This window comes from Isoptericola luteus, from assembly GCF_020297055.1.
GTDB lineage: Bacteria > Actinomycetota > Actinomycetes > Actinomycetales > Cellulomonadaceae > Isoptericola > Isoptericola luteus.
Genome location: NZ_JAIXCQ010000004.1, coordinates 58,817 through 76,289 on the forward strand (window position 1 = coordinate 58,817; position 17,473 = coordinate 76,289).

General features: G+C 74.9%; 16 protein-coding genes. All 16 read right to left on the reverse strand.

Going from position 1 to position 17,473, the window contains the following annotated elements; all coding sequences use genetic code 11:
* Positions 1–89: 89 nt before the first annotated feature.
* The 16 genes from LEP48_RS07170 to LEP48_RS07245 all read right to left on the reverse strand — a co-directional run bounded on the left by LEP48_RS07170 (position 90) and on the right by LEP48_RS07245 (position 17,456).
* Positions 90–1,022 carry an RluA family pseudouridine synthase gene (locus LEP48_RS07170; protein WP_225564909.1) on the reverse strand — a complete coding sequence of 311 codons (933 nt, stop codon included), beginning with the start codon at positions 1,020–1,022 and terminating at the stop codon, positions 90–92.
* A 1-nt stretch (position 1,023) separates the two neighbouring features.
* Positions 1,024–1,761 carry a signal peptidase II gene (locus LEP48_RS07175; protein WP_255640890.1) on the reverse strand — a complete coding sequence of 246 codons (738 nt, stop codon included), beginning with the start codon at positions 1,759–1,761 and terminating at the stop codon, positions 1,024–1,026.
* 31 nt (positions 1,762–1,792) lie between these two features.
* A complete protein-coding gene (locus LEP48_RS07180; protein ID WP_225564910.1) occupies positions 1,793–2,254 on the reverse strand; it encodes a TraR/DksA family transcriptional regulator in 462 nt (153 codons plus the stop codon).
* Between the two features lie 182 nt (positions 2,255–2,436).
* Complete coding sequence (locus LEP48_RS07185) at positions 2,437–3,069, reverse strand: DivIVA domain-containing protein (protein ID WP_225564911.1); 633 nt, start codon at positions 3,067–3,069, stop codon at positions 2,437–2,439.
* Positions 3,070–3,295: 226 nt separating this feature from the next.
* A complete protein-coding gene (locus LEP48_RS07190; RefSeq protein WP_225564912.1) occupies positions 3,296–3,580 on the reverse strand; it encodes a YggT family protein in 285 nt (94 codons plus the stop codon).
* A 114-nt stretch (positions 3,581–3,694) separates the two neighbouring features.
* Positions 3,695–4,171: a cell division protein SepF gene (locus LEP48_RS07195; protein ID WP_225564913.1), complete on the reverse strand. Its 477-nt coding sequence runs from the start codon at positions 4,169–4,171 to the stop codon at positions 3,695–3,697.
* Positions 4,172–4,294: 123 nt separating this feature from the next.
* Positions 4,295–5,104: a peptidoglycan editing factor PgeF gene (pgeF, locus tag LEP48_RS07200; RefSeq protein ID WP_225564914.1), complete on the reverse strand. Its 810-nt coding sequence runs from the start codon at positions 5,102–5,104 to the stop codon at positions 4,295–4,297.
* The gene (gene ftsZ, locus LEP48_RS07205; RefSeq protein WP_225564915.1) at positions 5,101–6,399 is read right to left on the reverse strand and encodes a cell division protein FtsZ; all 1,299 of its coding nucleotides are present in this window, start codon (positions 6,397–6,399) and stop codon (positions 5,101–5,103) included. The genes pgeF and ftsZ overlap by 4 nt, the downstream gene beginning before the upstream one ends.
* Positions 6,400–6,667: 268 nt before the next feature.
* A complete protein-coding gene (locus LEP48_RS07210) occupies positions 6,668–7,738 on the reverse strand; it encodes a cell division protein FtsQ/DivIB (RefSeq protein WP_225564916.1) in 1,071 nt (356 codons plus the stop codon).
* A complete protein-coding gene (gene murC, locus LEP48_RS07215; RefSeq protein WP_225564917.1) occupies positions 7,738–9,357 on the reverse strand; it encodes a UDP-N-acetylmuramate--L-alanine ligase in 1,620 nt (539 codons plus the stop codon). Before murC ends, LEP48_RS07210 begins: the two co-directional genes overlap by 1 nt.
* The gene (murG, locus tag LEP48_RS07220) at positions 9,354–10,523 is read right to left on the reverse strand and encodes an undecaprenyldiphospho-muramoylpentapeptide beta-N-acetylglucosaminyltransferase (protein WP_225564918.1); all 1,170 of its coding nucleotides are present in this window, start codon (positions 10,521–10,523) and stop codon (positions 9,354–9,356) included. The genes murC and murG overlap by 4 nt, the downstream gene beginning before the upstream one ends.
* Positions 10,524–10,533: 10 nt before the next feature.
* Positions 10,534–11,799, reverse strand: a complete 1,266-nt coding sequence (ftsW, locus tag LEP48_RS07225) for a putative lipid II flippase FtsW (RefSeq protein ID WP_225564919.1) — start codon at positions 11,797–11,799, stop codon at positions 10,534–10,536.
* A 26-nt stretch (positions 11,800–11,825) separates the two neighbouring features.
* Complete coding sequence (murD, locus tag LEP48_RS07230) at positions 11,826–13,295, reverse strand: UDP-N-acetylmuramoyl-L-alanine--D-glutamate ligase (protein ID WP_225564920.1); 1,470 nt, start codon at positions 13,293–13,295, stop codon at positions 11,826–11,828.
* Positions 13,292–14,374: a phospho-N-acetylmuramoyl-pentapeptide-transferase gene (gene mraY, locus LEP48_RS07235; protein WP_225564921.1), complete on the reverse strand. Its 1,083-nt coding sequence runs from the start codon at positions 14,372–14,374 to the stop codon at positions 13,292–13,294. Before mraY ends, murD begins: the two co-directional genes overlap by 4 nt.
* Positions 14,371–15,822, reverse strand: coding sequence for a UDP-N-acetylmuramoyl-tripeptide--D-alanyl-D-alanine ligase (locus LEP48_RS07240; RefSeq protein ID WP_225564922.1), 1,452 nt, complete (start codon positions 15,820–15,822; stop codon positions 14,371–14,373). The genes mraY and LEP48_RS07240 overlap by 4 nt, the downstream gene beginning before the upstream one ends.
* Entirely contained in the window at positions 15,819–17,456 is a 1,638-nt protein-coding gene (locus LEP48_RS07245; protein WP_225564923.1) for a UDP-N-acetylmuramoyl-L-alanyl-D-glutamate--2,6-diaminopimelate ligase, read from the reverse strand. The genes LEP48_RS07240 and LEP48_RS07245 overlap by 4 nt, the downstream gene beginning before the upstream one ends.
* Between the last annotated feature and the right edge of the window lie 17 nt (positions 17,457–17,473).

The window sequence follows — 17,473 nt, forward strand, 5'->3', positions numbered from 1 at the left end:
CCTCGTCGAGGTCGCGGGTGACTCGTGTCACCCGTCGGCACGACAGTAGGGCGCGCGGGGCGCCACGACAAGCGGCACCCACGGATCGCTCAGGCGTAGGCGCCGCGGACCACCTCGAGCGCCCGCGCCAGGTCCTGCGGGTACTCGCTGGTCACCTCGACGTGGCGGCCGGTCACCGGGTGCTCGAAGCCCAGCCGCACGGCGTGCAGCCACTGGCGCGCCAGCCCGACCTTCGACGCCAGCACCGGGTCCGCGCCGTAGGTGAGGTCCCCCACCAGCGGGTGCCGCACGGCCGAGAAGTGCACCCGGATCTGGTGCGTGCGGCCCGTCTCGAGGTGCACCTCGACCAGGGAGGCCGCCGGCAGCATCTCCAGCACCTCGTAGTGGGTCACCGAGTGCTTGCCGTCGGCGACGACGGCGAACCGGTAGTCGGCCCCCGGGTGCCGGCCGATCGGGGCGTCGATTGTCCCGGTGGTCGGCTCGGGGTGTCCCTGCGCGAGCGCGTGGTACACCTTCGTGACCGTGCGCTCCTTGAACGCCCGCTTGAGCCCCGAGTACGCCGCCTCGCTCTTGGCGACCGCCATCAGCCCCGACGTCCCGACGTCGAGCCGGTGCACGATGCCCTGACGCTCCGCGGCGCCCGAGGTCGCGATCCGGTAGCCCGCCGCGGCGAGGGCGCCGACCACCGTCGGGCCGGTCCAGCCGGGCGACGGGTGGGCGGCGACGCCCACCGGCTTGTCGATCACCACGACGTCGTCGTCCTCGTACGCGATGCCCATGCCGGGCACCGGCTCGGGCACGACGGCGGGACCGGCCGCCGTCGGGTCCGGCACGTCGACCTCCAGCCGGCCACCGGCCGGCACGCGGTCCGACTTGCCCACCGTGCGGCCGTCGAGCTGCACGGCGCCGGACGCGGCGAGCTCCGCGGCCTGCGTGCGGGAGAACCCGAGCATGCGCGCCAGGGCCGCGTCGACCCGCTCGCCCGCGAGTCCGTCCGGGACGGGAAGCGTACGCAGTGCCACCTCAGCGCTCCTCGTGGCCGTCGGACGACGCGCCCTCGGGGACCGCACCCTCGGGAGCCGCGCCGGCGGGCTCCGCCGGCGCCTCGTCGTCGGCGTGCCGCTGCCCGTCGAGCCCGATCCCGCGGAACGTGAGGACGACGATGAGCCCGGCCGCGACGACGATCGCGATGTCGGCCACGTTGCCGATGAACACGCCGTAGTCGATGAAGTCCACCACGTGTCCTCGGGCGAACCCGGGCTCGCGGAAGAACCGGTCGCCCAGGTTGCCGAGCGCCCCGCCGAGCAGCAGCCCGAGCGCCACCGCCCAGCCGGCCGACCCGATCCTGCGGATCGCGCGCACGATGACCACGACCACCACGACCACCACGATCGTGAGCACCCACGTCATGCCGCCGCCGATCGAGAGGGCCGCGCCGTCGTTGTAGATGAGGCGCAGGCCGAGCAGGTCGCCGACGAGCGGCAGCGCCGCGGCCCCCGGCTCGAGCGCCGACTCCGCCCACCACTTGGTGAGCTGGTCGGCGGCGAGCACGAGCGCGGCGAGGACGACGGTCCAGGCGACCAGCCGCCGGCGGCGCGCGGGAGCGGTCACCGGCACGTCGCTGTCGGCGCCGCCGTCGGCCGCTGCGTGGGTGGCGGCACCGCCGTCGGCGTCGGCGTCGGACGGCACCGGCGACGACGTGGGCGCGTCGTCCCGGGGCGCGGGCTCAGGGGCCGGGGAACCGGCGGGCGTGGTGGACATCGTCGGCCAGTCTAGGTGGCCGACGCGAGCCTCAGCGCCGCTCCTCGCGGGCCTTCGCCTCGACGGACAGCGTCGCGCGCGGGAACGCCTGCAGGCGGGCCTTGCCGATCGGCAGGCCGGTGATCTCGCACGTCGCGTACGTGCCCTTGCCGATGCGGTCGATCGCGTGGTTCGTCTGCTCGAGCAGGTCACGCGTGTTGTTGACGAGGGTGAGCTCCTGCTCACGCTCCAGCGCGCTGGAGCCGTAGTCCGCCTGGTCGTCACCGGCGCCGTCACCCGAGTTCCGCAGCAGGTCGGACAGCTCCGCGTCCGCCGCGGCGAGCTCCCGCTGGAGCCTGGCGGCGTCGTCGAGGAGGAACGCGGCGAGCTCCTCCACCTCGTGCAGGGTCCACGGCTCCTCGCCGTCGCGCACGGGGAACTTCTTCACGTCCCGGGTCAGGTGCGGGAAGTTCTCCCGCAGTGCGGCACGGGTCGCGGTCGAGAGCTTGGCCATCGGTGCCCCTCCATCGGCTCGCGATCTCCTGCGGACCGCGAGGTCACCGCAGCGTAAGTGCGAGAACCGGTCCGCACAACAGCACGCGCCGTGAGGCGTCGTGCTCGTCGTGCGGACCGGTTCTCGCATCGATCGGACCAGCCGATCAGGTCGCGCGGCGTGCACCCGGGTGGTGCCGCGGCTCAGAGCTCCGAGGAGCGTGCGGCACCGGCGTTCTGTCGCGGCGGGAGCGCGGAGCCCCGCGCGTCCAGGTCGCCGAGCAGGTTCTGCAGGAAGCTCTTGAGACGGGTCCGGTAGTCGCGCTCGAAGAGCCGCAGCTCGTCGATCTTGCGCTCGAGCAGCGAACGCTCCTGCTCGAGCTGCGACAGGGTGCGGTGGCTCGTCTCCTCGGCCTCGCGCACGATCCGGGTGCCCTCGGACTTGGCCTCGGAGATCAGGCGGTCGCCCTCCTCCTGGCCCGAGCGCACGTAGTCGTCGTGAAGCTTCTGGGCGAGCTGGAGCATGCCGGTGGCCGACTCGGGCTCCTGCGGCGGCTGCCCCTTCGCGGCCGCCATCGGCGCGGGAACGGGTGCCGGGGCCGGCGTCGGCGCGGCGGGCTGCGCCTGCTGCGCGGCGTCGGACCGGCTCAGCTCTCCGACCCGACGCTCGGCCGCGGCCAGCTTCGAGCGCAGGTCCTCGTTCTCCTCCTGGACCGAGGTGAGCGTGCGTACGACCTCGTCGAGGAAGTCGTCCACCTCTTCGACGTCGTAGCCCTCTCGGAACTTCGTCGCGGCAAACTTCTTGTTCAGGATGTCCTCTGCCGTCAGCAGCGCCATCGTCTCACCTCATCGGTTGCACAGTCTCGGTTGCACGGTCGTGGCACGGACCCGGGCCGTCCGTCGTCCGGGTGACCACGGTAGCCCACGGCGCGCGAGGCGACATGCGCAGATGCCGCGCGCCGCGGGCGCCCACACGACGTCTTCACACCGGGCGTCGGCGGCCCCGGGCGGGAAAGGTCCGGCTTGTCGGGGTTCGGCGCGACGCGCCGGCGAGCCCGTGGCGTCAGAGGCTGCCGAAGAACGACGACAGCAGCGACACGCCGATGAACAGGACGAGGAAGGCCAGGTCGAGACGCACCTGACCGAGCGTCAACGGGGGGATCAGGCGGCGCAACCAGCGCAGCGGCGGATCGGTCACCGTGTAGACCGCCTCGGCGATCACCAGGACGACACCCCGCGGGCGCCAGTCCCGCGCGAAGAACTGCACCCAGTCGAAGACGAGTCGTACGACCAGGCACAGCAGGAAGAGCCAGAGCACGATGCTGATCAGCTGGAAGATGACGCTCACGGGGACGAACCTACCTGAGACGAGCGGCGGCCAGGGTCGGCGTGCCTCGACCCTGGCCGTGTGCAGCGGGCGCGGGGGCGCGCTCACGGGCAGCGCGCCGTGACGGAACCGCGATCAGCTCTGGTTGTAGAACGCTCCCCCGCGGCCCGACGGCACGGGAGGCGTGGTGGCGGGGGCTTCCTCGCCCGCGATCTCGACGTGCTCGGGCGAGAGCAGGAAGACCTTGTTGGTCACCCGCTCGATCGACCCGTGCAGGCCGAAGATGAGACCGGCCGAGAAGTCGACCAGACGCTTCGCGTCCGCGTCGTCCATGTCGGACAGGTTCATGATGACCGGCGTCCCGCCGCGGAACGCCTCGCCGATGCTGCGGGCGTCGTTGTACGAGCGCGGGTGGATGGTGGTGATCCGGCGCAGGTCGCTGCCCACGACGGACTCGGTCACCCCACCGCGGTGCAGCGGGGTGACCTGTGCCTGGTAGTCGTCACGCACCGGTGCCTCCAGCTCCTCGTACTCGTCGAGGTACTCCTCCGACTCGCCCCGGTCGTCGGCGAGCCCCAGGTACAGCATCGTCTTGCGAAGCGCTCCGCCCATCGCCCTGCTCCGTTCGTCGGCACGTCCCGCCCTGCGACTCGGACGGTGACCTGACCGTAACCATGGCGAGCCGCGCAGTAACGGACGACACGCCGGAGTGTCGCGGCACGCGGGGCAGGCTGGTCACGTGAGCGTGACGACCCCCGCCTGCCGGCCCGTCGTCGTCCCCGCCGCCGTCGCGCGGCGATGGGAGTACAGGTCCGGGTCGGTGAGTGTGCACCGGTCCACGTGCACGGCGGCGACGCCGCGGCCGGCGAGCTGGGCCAGGACGCCCCGCGGGAGGTCGAGCGCGGGGGTTCCCGCGGCGGTGGCGGAAGCCGTCTCGGGCACGACCCGTGACACCTGGGCCGCCAGCTCGGCGGGCACCTCGTAGCACCTGCCGCAGACGGCCGGCCCCACCGCGGCGCGCACGTCCGCCGTCCGGGCGCCACGCGCGACCATCGCGTCCAGCACCGCGTCGACCACCCCGAGCTCGGTGCCCCTGCGCCCGGCGTGGGCGACGGCGACGACACGAGCCACCGGGTCGGCGAGCACCACGGGGACGCAGTCGGCGACGAGGACGCCCAGGCCGAGCCCTGCCGTGGCCGTCACCAGCGCGTCCGCCTCCCCGGAGACGAGCGGGGGCGCGTCCGACGCCCAGCGCTCGCGCTCCGCCTCGCCGAGCTCGAGCACCTCGCGGCCGTGCACCTGCGCCGCGAACGCCACCGGTGCCCCGACCCAGCGCTCCAGCCGGGCACGGTTCTCGCGGACCCTGACCGGGTCGTCGCCGGTCGACGTGCCCAGGTCGAGCGACGACCACGGTGCGGGCGAGACGCCGCCGTGCCGGGTGGTGAACCCGGCGACGACGCCCGCACCGAGGTCGACACGGAGCAGTCCGGCGCCGAACTGTGCCGGCAGCAGCGACTCCTGGGCCCAGCCGACCGGTGCGCTCACTTGAGGAAGTCGGGCACGTCGAGCTCCTCGGCCGGGCGGCGCGGCTCGTCGAACAGCCGCGGCACCTCGACGGGGCGCTCGACGGTCACGCCCTCGCCCGCGCCGTCCTCGACGACCGTGAACGCGGGCCGCTGGTCGGCGGCGTGGCCCACCGGGACGGGCGCGTCCAGGCTGGCCGGGACGTCGTCGGGCTCGGCCGGGATCGGCCGCGGCTGCTGGTGCACGGGCTGGGGCGGAGCGGTGCGTGCCGCGTCCGGCAGCGGCACGGAGGACGTGGTCGGCGCCGCCGGCCGCGTCGACGACCCCGAGACCTGGCCCAGGGCGCGGGCGTCCTTGCGCACCTGCGGCACGCCGCCGTCGAAGCCGGCGGCGATCACCGTGACCCGGACCTCGTCGCCGAGGGCGTCGTCGATGACGGTGCCGAAGATGATGTTCGCCTCGGGGTGCGCGGCCTCCTGCACGAGACGCGCGGCCTCGTGCACCTCGAAGAGCCCGATGTCGCTGCCGCCCTGGATCGAGAGCAGCACGCCGTGGGCGCCGTCGATCGAGGCCTCGAGCAGCGGCGAGGAGATGGCGAGCTCGGCCGCCTGGATGGCCCGGTCCTCCCCGCGCGCCGAACCGATGCCCATGAGCGCCGACCCCGCACCCTGCATGACGGACTTGACGTCCGCGAAGTCGAGGTTGATCAGGCCCGGCGTGGTGATGAGGTCGGTGATGCCCTGGACACCGGAGTGCAGCACCTGGTCGGCCGAGTGGAACGCGGCGATCGCCGAGACGCTCTTGTCGGACATGGACAGGAGCCGGTCGTTCGGGATGACGATGAGGGTGTCGACCTCCTCGCGGAGCGTGTCGATCCCCTGCTCGGCCTGCACCGAGCGGCGCCGGCCCTCGAACGTGAACGGCCGGGTGACGACCCCCACCGTGAGCGCGCCGAGCGAGCGCGCGATCCGCGCCACGACCGGGGCGCCACCGGTGCCGGTGCCGCCGCCCTCGCCCGCCGTGACGAAGACCATGTCGGCGCCCCGCAGGACGTCCTCGATCTCCTCAGCGTGGTCCTCGGCCGCCTTCTTGCCGACCTCCGGGTCGGCGCCGGCGCCCAGGCCTCGGGTGAGCTCGCGCCCGACGTCGAGCTTGACGTCGGCGTCCGACATCAGCAGCGCCTGCGCGTCGGTGTTGATGGCGATGAACTCGACGCCCTTGAGGCCGACCTCGATCATGCGGTTCACGGCGTTCACGCCGCCACCGCCGATGCCGACCACCTTGATCACTGCCAGGTAGTTCTGCGGAGTTGCCACGTCGTTGCCTCTCGGGTCGTTCTGGTCCCGACTCCCCCTCCACCCGAGATCCTGGGCCCGGGACTCAAACCCTAAGGTTCGAGTTGAGGGTTAGAGTTATGTCAGGTTGCTGCTGCGTTCGACGGTATGCGCCCGGCCGGACGCGACGACGGACGTGTCTCGGCGTGTCGCACCGGCCGGACCCACCGACAGGCCCACCGGCGACCTCGCCGCGCCCACCGCCGACCGCGCGACCGCCGGACCGCGCCATCCGACCCACCACGACGGCTCACCGGGTGACCGGAAGCTCAGGGGACGAGACGTCGAGCGTGCGGGCGTCCGGCGCCACCTCGCGCAGCGTGGCCACGACGGAGATCTTGAGCGGCATGTCCTCGCTGCTCCCCCAGCGCACGGTCGTGCCGTCGTCCAGCACGGTCTCGACGGCATCCTGCGTCCCCGCGCTCGCCTCCGTGACCTTCCCGGCGAGCCCGTCGGGCAGCGCGGTCAGCACGTGCAGGGCGGCCTGGAGCGCGCGGGCGTCGTCCAGCGGCACCGTGACCTGCGCCAACCCCTTCGGTGCCTTGAGCCGGGTGGCGAGCCGCACGCCCTCGTTGTCCAGGACGACGTAGCCGTCGTCGGTCGGGACCGCCGCCACCGGGACCCGGGCGGTCAGCGCCACGCGGAGACCGTGCGGCCAGGCTCGGGTCAGGCTCACGTCCTTCACCCCCCGCACCTCGAGGATCTCCTGGCGCATCGCGACCGTGTCGAGCCGCGGGAGCGGCACCCCGACCGAGGCCTCGACGATCTCGCGCACCGCCTCGGGGTCCACCGTGGTGCCCTCGCCGGAAACCTGGACCTCCCCCGGCTCGAGCGCCAGCACCGGCGACCACAGCGCCCCCGCGACGAGGCCGCCGCCGACCACCAGCACGAGTGTCCACGTGAGCACGCGGCGCCACGCGCGGTGCCGGCGCATCGCGGTGCGCTCCGCGAGCCGGTCGGCCATCGCCGTGGACACGCGCGGCGGGGTCTGGCTGTCCGCCACGGCGACCGCCGTGCCGACCGCCGTGCCGCCCGCCCTCGGCGGGGGCTTGGACGCGGCGTCCGCGCCGGCCCTCGACGCCGGCTTGGACGCCGGCTTGGACGCGGGCTTCGACGGCGGCGTGGAGCGGCCCGGCGCCGGCTTCGGACCAGCCTTCGGCGCGGCCTTCGCTCCGCCCTTCGCGGTGGCCGCCCCGCCCGCGCGGGGGACGGAGCCGGTGCGCGGGCGGGACGACGACCCGGCACGCGGGGTCCCGCCCGTCGCCGGCTCGCGGCGCGCGGGCGTCCGGGGCGCGGGGCGCGGGCGGGGCGGGGGACGCATCAGTCCATGCTCTCCTCAGTGCCGGGCCCGACGGGCCCCGCCACGCCGTCGGCGGCCCCGCCGGGCCCCGTACCACCGTCGCGGACCGCACCCACCGAGTGATCGGTGCGGTCGGTGCGGTCGGTGCGGTCGGTGCGGCCGGCACGGTCGGCGAGGTCCGCGAGGATCACCGGGCCGAGCTCGGTGACGTCGCCCGCCCCCACGGTGAGCACGATGTCTCCCCGCCGCGCCGCGCGGGCCGCGACGTGCGCGGCCTCGGCCCGGTCCTCGACCGCGCGCACCGCGCCGCCCGTCACGGTGCGCGGCGCGAGACCGGTGATGGTGTGCGCGCCCACGGCAGGGTCGACGTCCTCGCGCGCCCGGTAGACGCCCGTGACCACCACCTCGTCCGCGAGCGCCAGCGCCTCGGCGAACCGCTGCGCGAAGATCCGGGTGCGGGAGTACAGGTGCGGCTGGAAGAGGACCACGATCCGCCCGTCGCCCGCCACGGGCCGCGCGGCCCGCAGGAGGGCCGCGACCTCCGTCGGGTGGTGGTCGTAGCTGTCGAAGACCCGTACCCCCGCGGCCTCGCCGCGCAGCTCGAAGCGCCGGCCCGTGCCGACGAACGTCCCGGCCCCGGCCACCGCCCGGTCCGCGGGGACCCCAAGGAGCACCGCGGCGACGACGGCGGCCGTCGCGTTCAGCGCGTTGTGCGCCCCGGGGACGTCCAGGCGCAACGCGTACGGCCCGTCCCCGAGCGGCCCGCCCCCCACGGTGGCGCTCACGGTGCCCGCGCCCGGGACGACGTCGCGGACCCGCACGTCGGCGTCGGCGGCGAGCCCGTACGTGACGACGCGCCCGCCCGCGGCGCGGTGCGCCACGGCGAGCGCCGCCGAGCCCGGGTCGTCGGCGCAGGCGACGAGCGCGCCACCGACCGCGATGTGCCCGGCGAACGCCACGAACGCCTGCTCGAACGCCTCCTGCGACCTGTAGTGGTCGAGGTGGTCCGGCTCGACGTTCGTCACGACGGCGATCGTCGGTGCGTAGTTGAGGAACGATCCGTCCGATTCGTCGGCCTCGGCGACGAGCACGTCCGACGTGCCGAGATAGCCCCCGGGGACCGCGTGCTCGGTGCTGTCCGCGTCGCGCACCCGGACGGTGCCGCCGATCGCGAAAGAGGCGTCCACGCCGCAGGCGCGCAGCACGGTGGCGACCATGGCCGAGGTCGTCGTCTTGCCGTGCGCCCCGGCGACGGCGACCGCGCGCCGGTCGACCATGAGGGACGCGAGCGCCTGGGAGCGGTGGAGCACCCTGATCCCGGCTGCCCGTGCCGCCACGAGCTCCGGGTTCGACTCCCGCACGGCGGAGGAGACGACGACCGAGTCGACGAGCGGGTCGCCGTCGGCGCCCACGACGTGCGCCGCGTCGTGCCCCACCCAGACGTGCACGCCGTCGGCCCGCAGCGCGTCCAGCGCCGGGGACGTGGCGGCGTCGGACCCCTGGACGGGCACGCCGCGCGCCGCGAGCAGCCGCGCCACGACCGACACGCCCGCGCCACCCACCCCGACGAGGTGCACCCGCCCGAGTGCCTCGACGGGCAGCGGCGGCGCCCCGGCGCCAGGGCCGTGCTCGCCGCTCATGCCTGCTGCCCGGACGGCGCCGCGCCACCCGCGACGGCCTCGCCCACCAGGTCCGCGACCCGCGCCGCGGCGTCCCGCACGCCGGCGGCCCGCGCCGCGGCGGCCATCGACGCGAGCCGGCCCGTGTCACCCAGGAGCGCGGGAACCTGCCGCGCGACCCACGCGGACGTCAGGTCGGCGTCGTCCACGAGCAGCCCGCCGCCCGCCTCGACGAGCGGACCGGCGTTGAGCCGCTGCTCCCCGTTGCCGATGGGCAGCGGCACGTACACGGCCGGGACGCCGAGAGCGGCCAGCTCGCACACCGTGCCCGCGCCCGACCGCGCCACGACGAGGTCGGCGACGGCGAGCGCCAGGTGCATCTCCGACAGGTACTCGCGCACCTGGTACCGGGCGGCCTCGTGACCCCCGGCCAGCACGGCGTTCTCGACCGCCGTGCGCACCGGGACGTCCTTGCCCTTGCCGGTGAGGTGGAGCACCTGCACGCCGGCGGCGAGCAGGGCGTCGACGGCACCGGCGAGGGCCGCGTTGACCGACGCCGCCCCGGACGACCCGCCCGTGACCACGAGCGTGGGCGAGGTGGCGTCCAGGCCGAGCGCGTCGGCGGCCCGCACGCGGGCACCGGCCGCGTCCCGCTCCCGCTCCTCGACCAGCGCGCCGATCTCCGCGCGCAGCGGCAGGCCGACGACGGTGGCGCCGGGAAGCTCGGTACCGGCGAAGGTGACGCCCACGCGAGCGGCCCAGCGCGCGCCCAGCCGGTTGGCGAGCCCCGGGCGCGCGTTCTGCTCGTGGATCACCACGGGGACACCCCGCCGCCGCGCCGCGAGGTACGCCGGCGTGGAGACGTAGCCGCCGAAGCCGACCACGGCCTGGGCGTCGATCTCGTCGATCGCCGCCTCCGCGGCGCGCACGGCGGACGTGAGGCGGCCGGGCAGCCGCAGGAGGTCGACGCTGGGGCGGCGCGGCAGCGGGACGCGCGGCACGGGCCACAGCCGGTACCCGCGGGCGGGGACGAGCTCCGCCTCCAGGCCCGTGGTGGTGCCGAGCGCGATGATCCGTGCCTCGGGCTCCCTGGACCGCAGCTCGTCCGCGACGGCGAGGAGGGGATTGACGTGGCCGGCCGTGCCGCCGCCGGCGAGCACGACGGAGGTGACTGCAGAACTCTTCACACCCCGGACCCTATCGGCCGCGGGGACCTCCTCGGCCGCGCCCGCGGCGTCGTGAGAGGACACCGACGGACCGGCGCACGACACCTGCCCGGGCGGCGAGCGCGTCGGCCGCGCCCGGCTCGGTGCGCGCGAAGCTGATGACCACGCCGAGCGCGATCATCGTGGTCACCAGAGCCGAACCGCCCGCCGAGACGAGCGGCAGGGGGACGCCGATCACGGGCAGCACCCCGATGACCACGCCGATGTTGATGAACGCCTGCCCGACGATCCAGCAGGCGATCGCCGCCGTCGTGATCTTGACGAACGGGTCCGGGTGCCGCCGCACGACGCGCGCCATCGCGACGCCGAGCACCGCGAACAGCGCCAGCACGAGGAGGGTCCCGAACAGCCCGAGCTCCTCGCCGACGACCGCGTAGATGAAGTCGTTGTGAGCCTCCGGGAGATAGTTCCACTTCTCCCGGCTGGCGCCGAGCCCGACGCCGAAGAGGCCGCCGGTGCCGAGCCCGTACAGGCCGTGGATGGACTGGTAGCACTCCCCCTGCTTGTCCGCGCAGGTGCCGTAGGTGGCCAGGATCCGGTCGAGCCGGTCGCTGCCGTCCTGGTTGAGGATGAGGAACCAGCCCACGAACGCGGCGGCGGCCCCGCCGCCGAGGGCGAGCATCGTCGCCGGGGCTCCGGAGACCCAGTAGGCGCCCAGCCCGAGCAGCGCGATGACGAGCGCCGTGCCCAGGTCGTGCCCGGCGACGACCAGCCCGGCGACCACCACGATGCCGATGCCGCCCGGTGCGATCGCCTGCCCCCACCGCCCGAGCAGGTGCTGCTTGCGGCCCAGCACGGCCCCCAGCCACAGGGCCAGCGCCAGCTTGGCGAGCTCGGAGGGCTGGATCCGCACGGGCCCGATCGGGAGCCAGTTCTGGTTGCCGTTCACCGAGTCCCCGACGATCATCACCGCGACGAGCAGCGCCACCGCCACGAGCAGTGCCGGCCAGGCGAGCCGCTTGTACCAGCGCACGGGCAGTCGCGACGCGACGAGCATCAGGGGCAGGCCGATGAGCGCGTACTGCCCCTGGGTGAGGAACGCCAGGTAGGGCGAGTCCCCTCGGGAGATCGACTCGATCGTGGAGCTCGACAGCACCATGACGAGGCCGATGACGAGCAGCAGGCCGGTGGCCCCGACGAGCAGGTAGTAGCTCGTCACGGTCGAGTTCCACTGGCCCAGCCAGGGCCGGTCCGTGCGACCGGCGGCCGGCCGCGTGGTCCCCGTCGTCACCGCCATGCGCTCCCCCGTGCCTCGTGCGTCGCCTACGGCGTCCCGGTCAGCTCCTGGACCGCCGTGGCGAAGGCCTCCCCGCGCCGTGCGTAGGAGGCGAACTGGTCCATCGACGCGCCCGCCGGGGCGAGGAGCACGGTGTCGCCCTCGCGGGCGAGACCCTGCGCGGCCGCCACGGCCCGGCGCATCACGGAACCAGTGTCGCCGGGATCGACCACGACGACGGGGACCTGCGGGGCGTGTCGGGCCAGCGCGTCGCGCAGGGGGGCCGGGTCGGCGCCGATGAGCACGGCGGCGCGGAGCCGGTCCGCCTGGCCGGAGACCAGCTCGTCGAACGACGCGCCCTTGGCCAGGCCGCCCGCGACCCACACGACGGTGCCCGCCGCGCAGGCACCGAGGGAGGCCGCGGCCGCGTGCGCGTTGGTCGCCTTCGAGTCGTCCACGTAGGAGACCCCGCCCAGCTCCCGCACGAGCGCGATGCGGTGCGCGCCGGGCCGGAACGCGCGCAGCCCGTCGCGGACCGCAACCGCGGGCACCCCGTGCGCCCGGGCGAGGGCCGCCGCCGCGAGCGCGTCCGCCACGACGTGCGGGGCCGGCGGGGCGCCCGGGGGCGCGAGGTGCGCCAGGTCCGCCAGCGTGGCGAGCTCGGTGGCGTGCGTGCGGTGCTCCCGGGTGCCGGACGCGGCGTGGAACGCGCGGTCGACCAGCACGTCCTCGACGACGCCGACCTGACCGAGCGCGGGCGCGCCGAGGGTGCAGCCGACGGCGCGGGCGCCCTCGACGACATCGGCCTCCTCGACCAGCTCGCGCGTCGCGGGGTCGGCCACGTTGTAGACGCAGGCCACCTGCACGCGGTCGAGGATGCGGCCCTTGTCGCGGGCGTAGGCCTCGAACGACCCGTGCCAGTCGAGGTGGTCCGGCGCCAGGTTCAGCACCGCCGCGGCCTCGAACGACGTCGTGCCGGTGAAGTGGAGCTGGAAGCTGGAGAGCTCGACGGCGAGCACGTCGTAGGACGGGTCGAGCGCCGCCGCCACGAGTGGGGCGCCCACGTTGCCGACGGCGGCCGTGCGCAGGCCCGCGGCCCCCAGGATCGAGGCGAGCATCTCCACCGTGGTGGTCTTGCCGTTCGTCCCGGTCACCCCGAGCCACGGCGCCGGGCCACGAGCGGCCCCGTCGTCCGCCGGCCCGCGGTCGGTCCGCAGCCGCCAGGCGAGCTCCACCTCGCTCCAGACCGGCACCCCGGACTCCGCCGCGGCGGCCAGCAGGGGCGACGAGGGGGGCCAGCCCGGGGACGCGACCACCAGGTCGGCCGCCGCGACGACCTCCGCCGCGCGTCGCGGGTCGTCCGCGTCGCGCACGTCGGCGCCCTCGGCGCGGGTGTCGACGGTCACGAGCGAGCGCACCCGGCCCGCCAGCGCGTCCGCCACCGCACGGCCCGTGACCCCGAGCCCGGCGACGACGACGCGCGCCTCCCCGAGGCCGACGGTCAGGTCCGGCGTCACGTGACCACCCACTCGGCGTAGAAGACGCCCATGCCGAGGGCGGCGAAGAGGCCCGCGATCAGCCAGAACCGGATGACGATCGTCACCTCGCCCCACCCGGACAGCTCGAAGTGGTGGTGCAGCGGCGCCATCTTGAACACCCGCCGGCCGGTCATCTTGAAGAAGCCGATCTGGATGACGTCCGACATGACGATGATGACGAAGAGCCCACCGATGATCGCCGCGAGGATCTCGGTGCGGGACAGGATCGAGATGCCAGCGAGCGCGCCGCCGAGGGCCAGCGAGCCGGTGTCGCCCATGAAGATCTTCGCCGGGCTGGCGTTCCACCACAGGAAGCCGACGCACGCGCCGCAGATGGCCGCCGCGATGATCGCCATGTCCTGCGGGTCGCGCACCTCGTAGCAGCGGGGGCCGGCGGCGGCGAGGCGCTGGCACGACTGGTTGAGCTGCCAGATGCTCAGCAGCACGTACGCGCCGAACACGATGAGCGACACGCCCGTGGCCAGCCCGTCCAGGCCGTCGGTGAGGTTGACGGCGTTGGACCAGGCGGTGATGAGGAAATTCGCCCACACCACGAACAGGATCAGGCCCACGGTGATGCCGGCGAACGCGAGGTCGAGGTTGGTGTCGCGCAGGAACGAGATCCGCGTGGAGGCCGGCGTGCGCGCGTTGTCGTTGGGGAACTGCAGGGCGAGCACGGCGAAGCCGATGCCGACGAAGCCCTGCCCCACGATCTTGGCCCTGGCCGTCAGCCCGAGGGAGCGCTGCTTGCGGATCTTCGTGAAGTCGTCGAGGAACCCGACCAGGCCGAGACCGGTCATGAGGAAGAGGCACAGCCACGCCGACGCGCTGGGCGGGCGTCCCGCGACCGCCATCGACACCGCGAAGCCCACCAGCGTGGCGCCGATGATGACGACGCCGCCCATCGTGGGGGTGCCGCGCTTGGTGAAGTGGGCGGTAGGGCCGTCCTGCCGCACGAACTGGCCGTAGTTGCGGTGGATGAGGAACCGGATGAACAGGGGGGTGCCGAACAGCGCGACGATCATCGAGACCGCCGCCGCGGCGATGATGGCGATCACGGGGCGACCTCCCCGGTGACCTGCGGGCCGGCCTGCGACGTGGCCGGGGTACCGGCGGCGAGCTCGTCGCCCAGCCGCCACAGCCCCGCCCCCAGCGAGGACTTGACGAGCACGACGTCGCCGGGCGCGAGCTCGTCTGCGAGCACGCCGCGCGCGGCGTCGAGGTCAGGCACGAAGACCGACTCCTCTCCCCAGGACCCCTCCTGCATGGCTCCCTCGTGGATGTGGTAGGCCCCTTCGCCGACGACGACGAGGAGCTTGACGTTCAATCGCACCACGAGCCGGCCGATGGCGTCGTGCGCGGCGCGCGCGGAGTCGCCGAGCTCGAGCATCTCGCCGAGCACCGCGACGGACCGCCGCGTGCGGCCGGCCATGACGGCGAGCGTCCGCAGCGCGGCCCGCATCGAGTCGGGGTTGGCGTTGTAGGCGTCGTCCACGACGGTGACACCGTCGGGCCGCTCGGTGACCGCCATGCGGTGCGGGCTGAGCGCGGACGCGCTACCCAGCGTCGCGACGACGTCCGCGAGGTCGGTGCCGAGCGCCGTCGCCGCGGCTGCGGCCGCCAGCGCGTTGCTCACGTGGTGCGCGCCGACCAGGCGCAGGTCGACCCGCGCCGGGGCGCCGGCGCCCTGCAGGGTGAACGACGCCCGGCCGGACGCGTCGACGGCGACGTCGTCGGCCCGCACGTCGGCGGACGGGATCGTCCCGAAGGTCACGACGCGTCGTCCGTCGGCGCCCGCCGCCATCGCGGCGACCCGCTGGTCGTCGGCGTTGAGCACGACGGTGCCGCCGGGCAGCGCCCCGGCCACCATCTCGGCCTTGGTGGCCGCGATCGCCTCGACGGAGCCGAACTTGCCGACGTGGGCCGTCCCCACGGCGAGCACCACCCCGACGTCGGGCGGCGCGATCCGGGTGAGGTAGGCGATGTTCCCGGGGGCGTCGGCGCCCATCTCCAGCACGAGGGCGCGGGTGTCCGCGGTGATCTGGAGCACGGTCAGCGGCAGGCCGATCTCGTTGTTGAACGAGCCTGCCGGCACGACGACGGCGTCCGCCGGCCGCCCTGCCCGCAGGACCTGACCCAGCAGGTCCTTGGTCGTGGTCTTGCCCACCGACCCCGTGACCGCGACGACACGCAGGTCGCCCGCGGCGCGGACCCGCGCGAGCACCGCGCGGGCGAGCTCGCCGAGCGCGACCTGCACGTCGTCGACGACGACGGTGGGGACGCCCTCGACCTCGCGCGCCGCCAGCACGAGGGTCGCCCCCGCGCCGACCGCGGCCGCGGCGAAGTCGTGGCCGTCGACGTGCTCGCCGCCCAGCGCCACGAACAGCGACCCGGCCTCCACCCGGCGCGAGTCGACGACGACCGGGCCGTGCACCCGGGTCCCCGCCTCGGCGTGCAGCCGTCCCCCTGTCGCCTCGGCGACGTCGGCGGCGGTCAGATCGATCATGCGGTGGTGGTCCTCTCGTCCTTGGCGCCCTCGTGACCGGCGCGCTGCTGCAGCGCCCGGCGGGCCTCGACCCGGTCGTCGAGCTCGACGTCGACGCCGGCGACTTCCTGGATGGTCTCGTGGCCGCGTCCGGCCACGAGCACGGTGTCCTCGGGTGTCGCGGTGCGCACGGCGCGCGCGATCGCCTCCGCGCGGGGCGCGACCTCGGCGACCTCGACCTCCCGGCCCGCCTCGCGGGCCACGGCCTGCGCGGCGCGCGCGCCGTCGAGCACGGCCGCGCGCACCGCGGCGGGGTCCTCCCCGTGCGGGTCGTCGTCCGTGAGCACCACGACGTCCGCGCCGGCGACGGCGGCGGCGCCCATCGAGGGGCGCTTGCCCTTGTCCCGGTCCCCCGTCGCACCGAAGACGACGACGAGCCGCCCCGCGGTGGTGGGTCGCAGCGCTGCCAGCGCGAGCTCGAGCGCGTCCGTGTTGTGCGCGAAGTCGACGACCACCCGGGGGTTCCCGTCCCCGCCCGGACCGACGACCTCCATGCGTCCGGGCACGCGCGCGCTGAAGCCGCCCGCGGCCGCGAGCGCCTGGACGACGTCGTCCAGGTGCGCCCCGCCCTCGAGGACCATCGCCGCGGCGAGTGCCGCGTTCGCCACGTTGAAGTCGCCCGGCAGGGTCGTGGAGGTGCGCAGCGTGCGCCCGTCGGCGTGAGTCAGGACGAAGGCCGAGCCGGTGCCGTGGGGCACGACGTCGGTCACGGTCCAGTCCGCGGCGGCCTCGCCGGGCCGCGCGGCCCGGGTGCGCACCGTGGCCACCGGCACGCGTGCCGCCGCCGCCATCCGCTCGCCCCAGACGTCGTCGACCACGACGACGCCCCGGCGCGCGTGCGCGGGCGTGAACAGCGCGGCCTTGGCGTCGAAGTAGGTCTGCAGGTCCCCGTGGAAGTCCAGGTGGTCCTGGCTCAGGTTCGTGAAGCCGACGACGCCGAACTCGACGCCGTCCACCCGGTGCATCGACAGCGAGTGCGACGAGACCTCCATGGCGAGCGTGCGCACGCCCTGCTCGCCCATCGCCGCGAGCAGCGCCTGCAGGTCCGCTGCCTCCGGCGTGGTGAGCCGGCTGGGCAGCACGCGGTCCCCCACGCGCATCTCGACGGTGCCGACGAGGCCGCCGGTCCAGCCGAGCGCACGCAGCAGGTGGTCGAGCTGGTACGTCGTCGTGGTCTTGCCGTTGGTGCCCGTGACGCCGAACGTCATGAGCCGGTCCGCCGGGGTGCCGTACACCCACGCGGCGACGGGCCCGAGCACCGCGCGAGGGTCCGGGGCCACGAGCACGGGCGTCGACACGAGCCCGGGCGCGGACGCGAGGAAGGCGGCGCCGTCGGCGTCCGTGAGGACCGCGCGGGCGCCGCGCGCCACCGCGTCCGCGGCGAACCGTGCGCCGTGCGCGTGCGCGCCGGGCAGGGCCACGAACAGGTCGCCGTCGGCCACCACGCGGTTGTCGGAGGCCACCGAGGAGACGACGACGTCCGCGCCGTGGGGCGGGGCCGGCGACGTCACCTCGAACCCGAAGGCCAGTGCGAGGTCCCGCACCCGGCGGGGCGCGGTGCCCTCCGGCCGGATGCGGGGATGCGGGGAAGTCACGGAGAAGAACCTACCCT

What these genes read in the sequence shown, in the direction of transcription:
- LEP48_RS07175 (WP_255640890.1), bottom strand. Translation starts at nt 1,761, where the DNA reads ATGTCCACCACGCCCGCCGGTTCCCCGGCCCCTGAGCCCGCGCCCCGG.
- LEP48_RS07180 (WP_225564910.1), bottom strand. Translation starts at nt 2,254, where the DNA reads ATGGCCAAGCTCTCGACCGCGACCCGTGCCGCACTGCGGGAGAACTTC.
- LEP48_RS07185 (WP_225564911.1), bottom strand. Translation starts at nt 3,069, where the DNA reads ATGGCGCTGCTGACGGCAGAGGACATCCTGAACAAGAAGTTTGCCGCG.
- LEP48_RS07195 (WP_225564913.1), bottom strand. Translation starts at nt 4,171, where the DNA reads ATGGGCGGAGCGCTTCGCAAGACGATGCTGTACCTGGGGCTCGCCGAC.
- LEP48_RS07210 (WP_225564916.1), bottom strand. Translation starts at nt 7,738, where the DNA reads ATGCGTCCCCCGCCCCGCCCGCGCCCCGCGCCCCGGACGCCCGCGCGC.
- murC (WP_225564917.1), bottom strand. Translation starts at nt 9,357, where the DNA reads ATGAGCGGCGAGCACGGCCCTGGCGCCGGGGCGCCGCCGCTGCCCGTC.
- ftsW (WP_225564919.1), bottom strand. Translation starts at nt 11,799, where the DNA reads ATGGCGGTGACGACGGGGACCACGCGGCCGGCCGCCGGTCGCACGGAC.
- LEP48_RS07240 (WP_225564922.1), bottom strand. Translation starts at nt 15,822, where the DNA reads ATGATCGATCTGACCGCCGCCGACGTCGCCGAGGCGACAGGGGGACGG.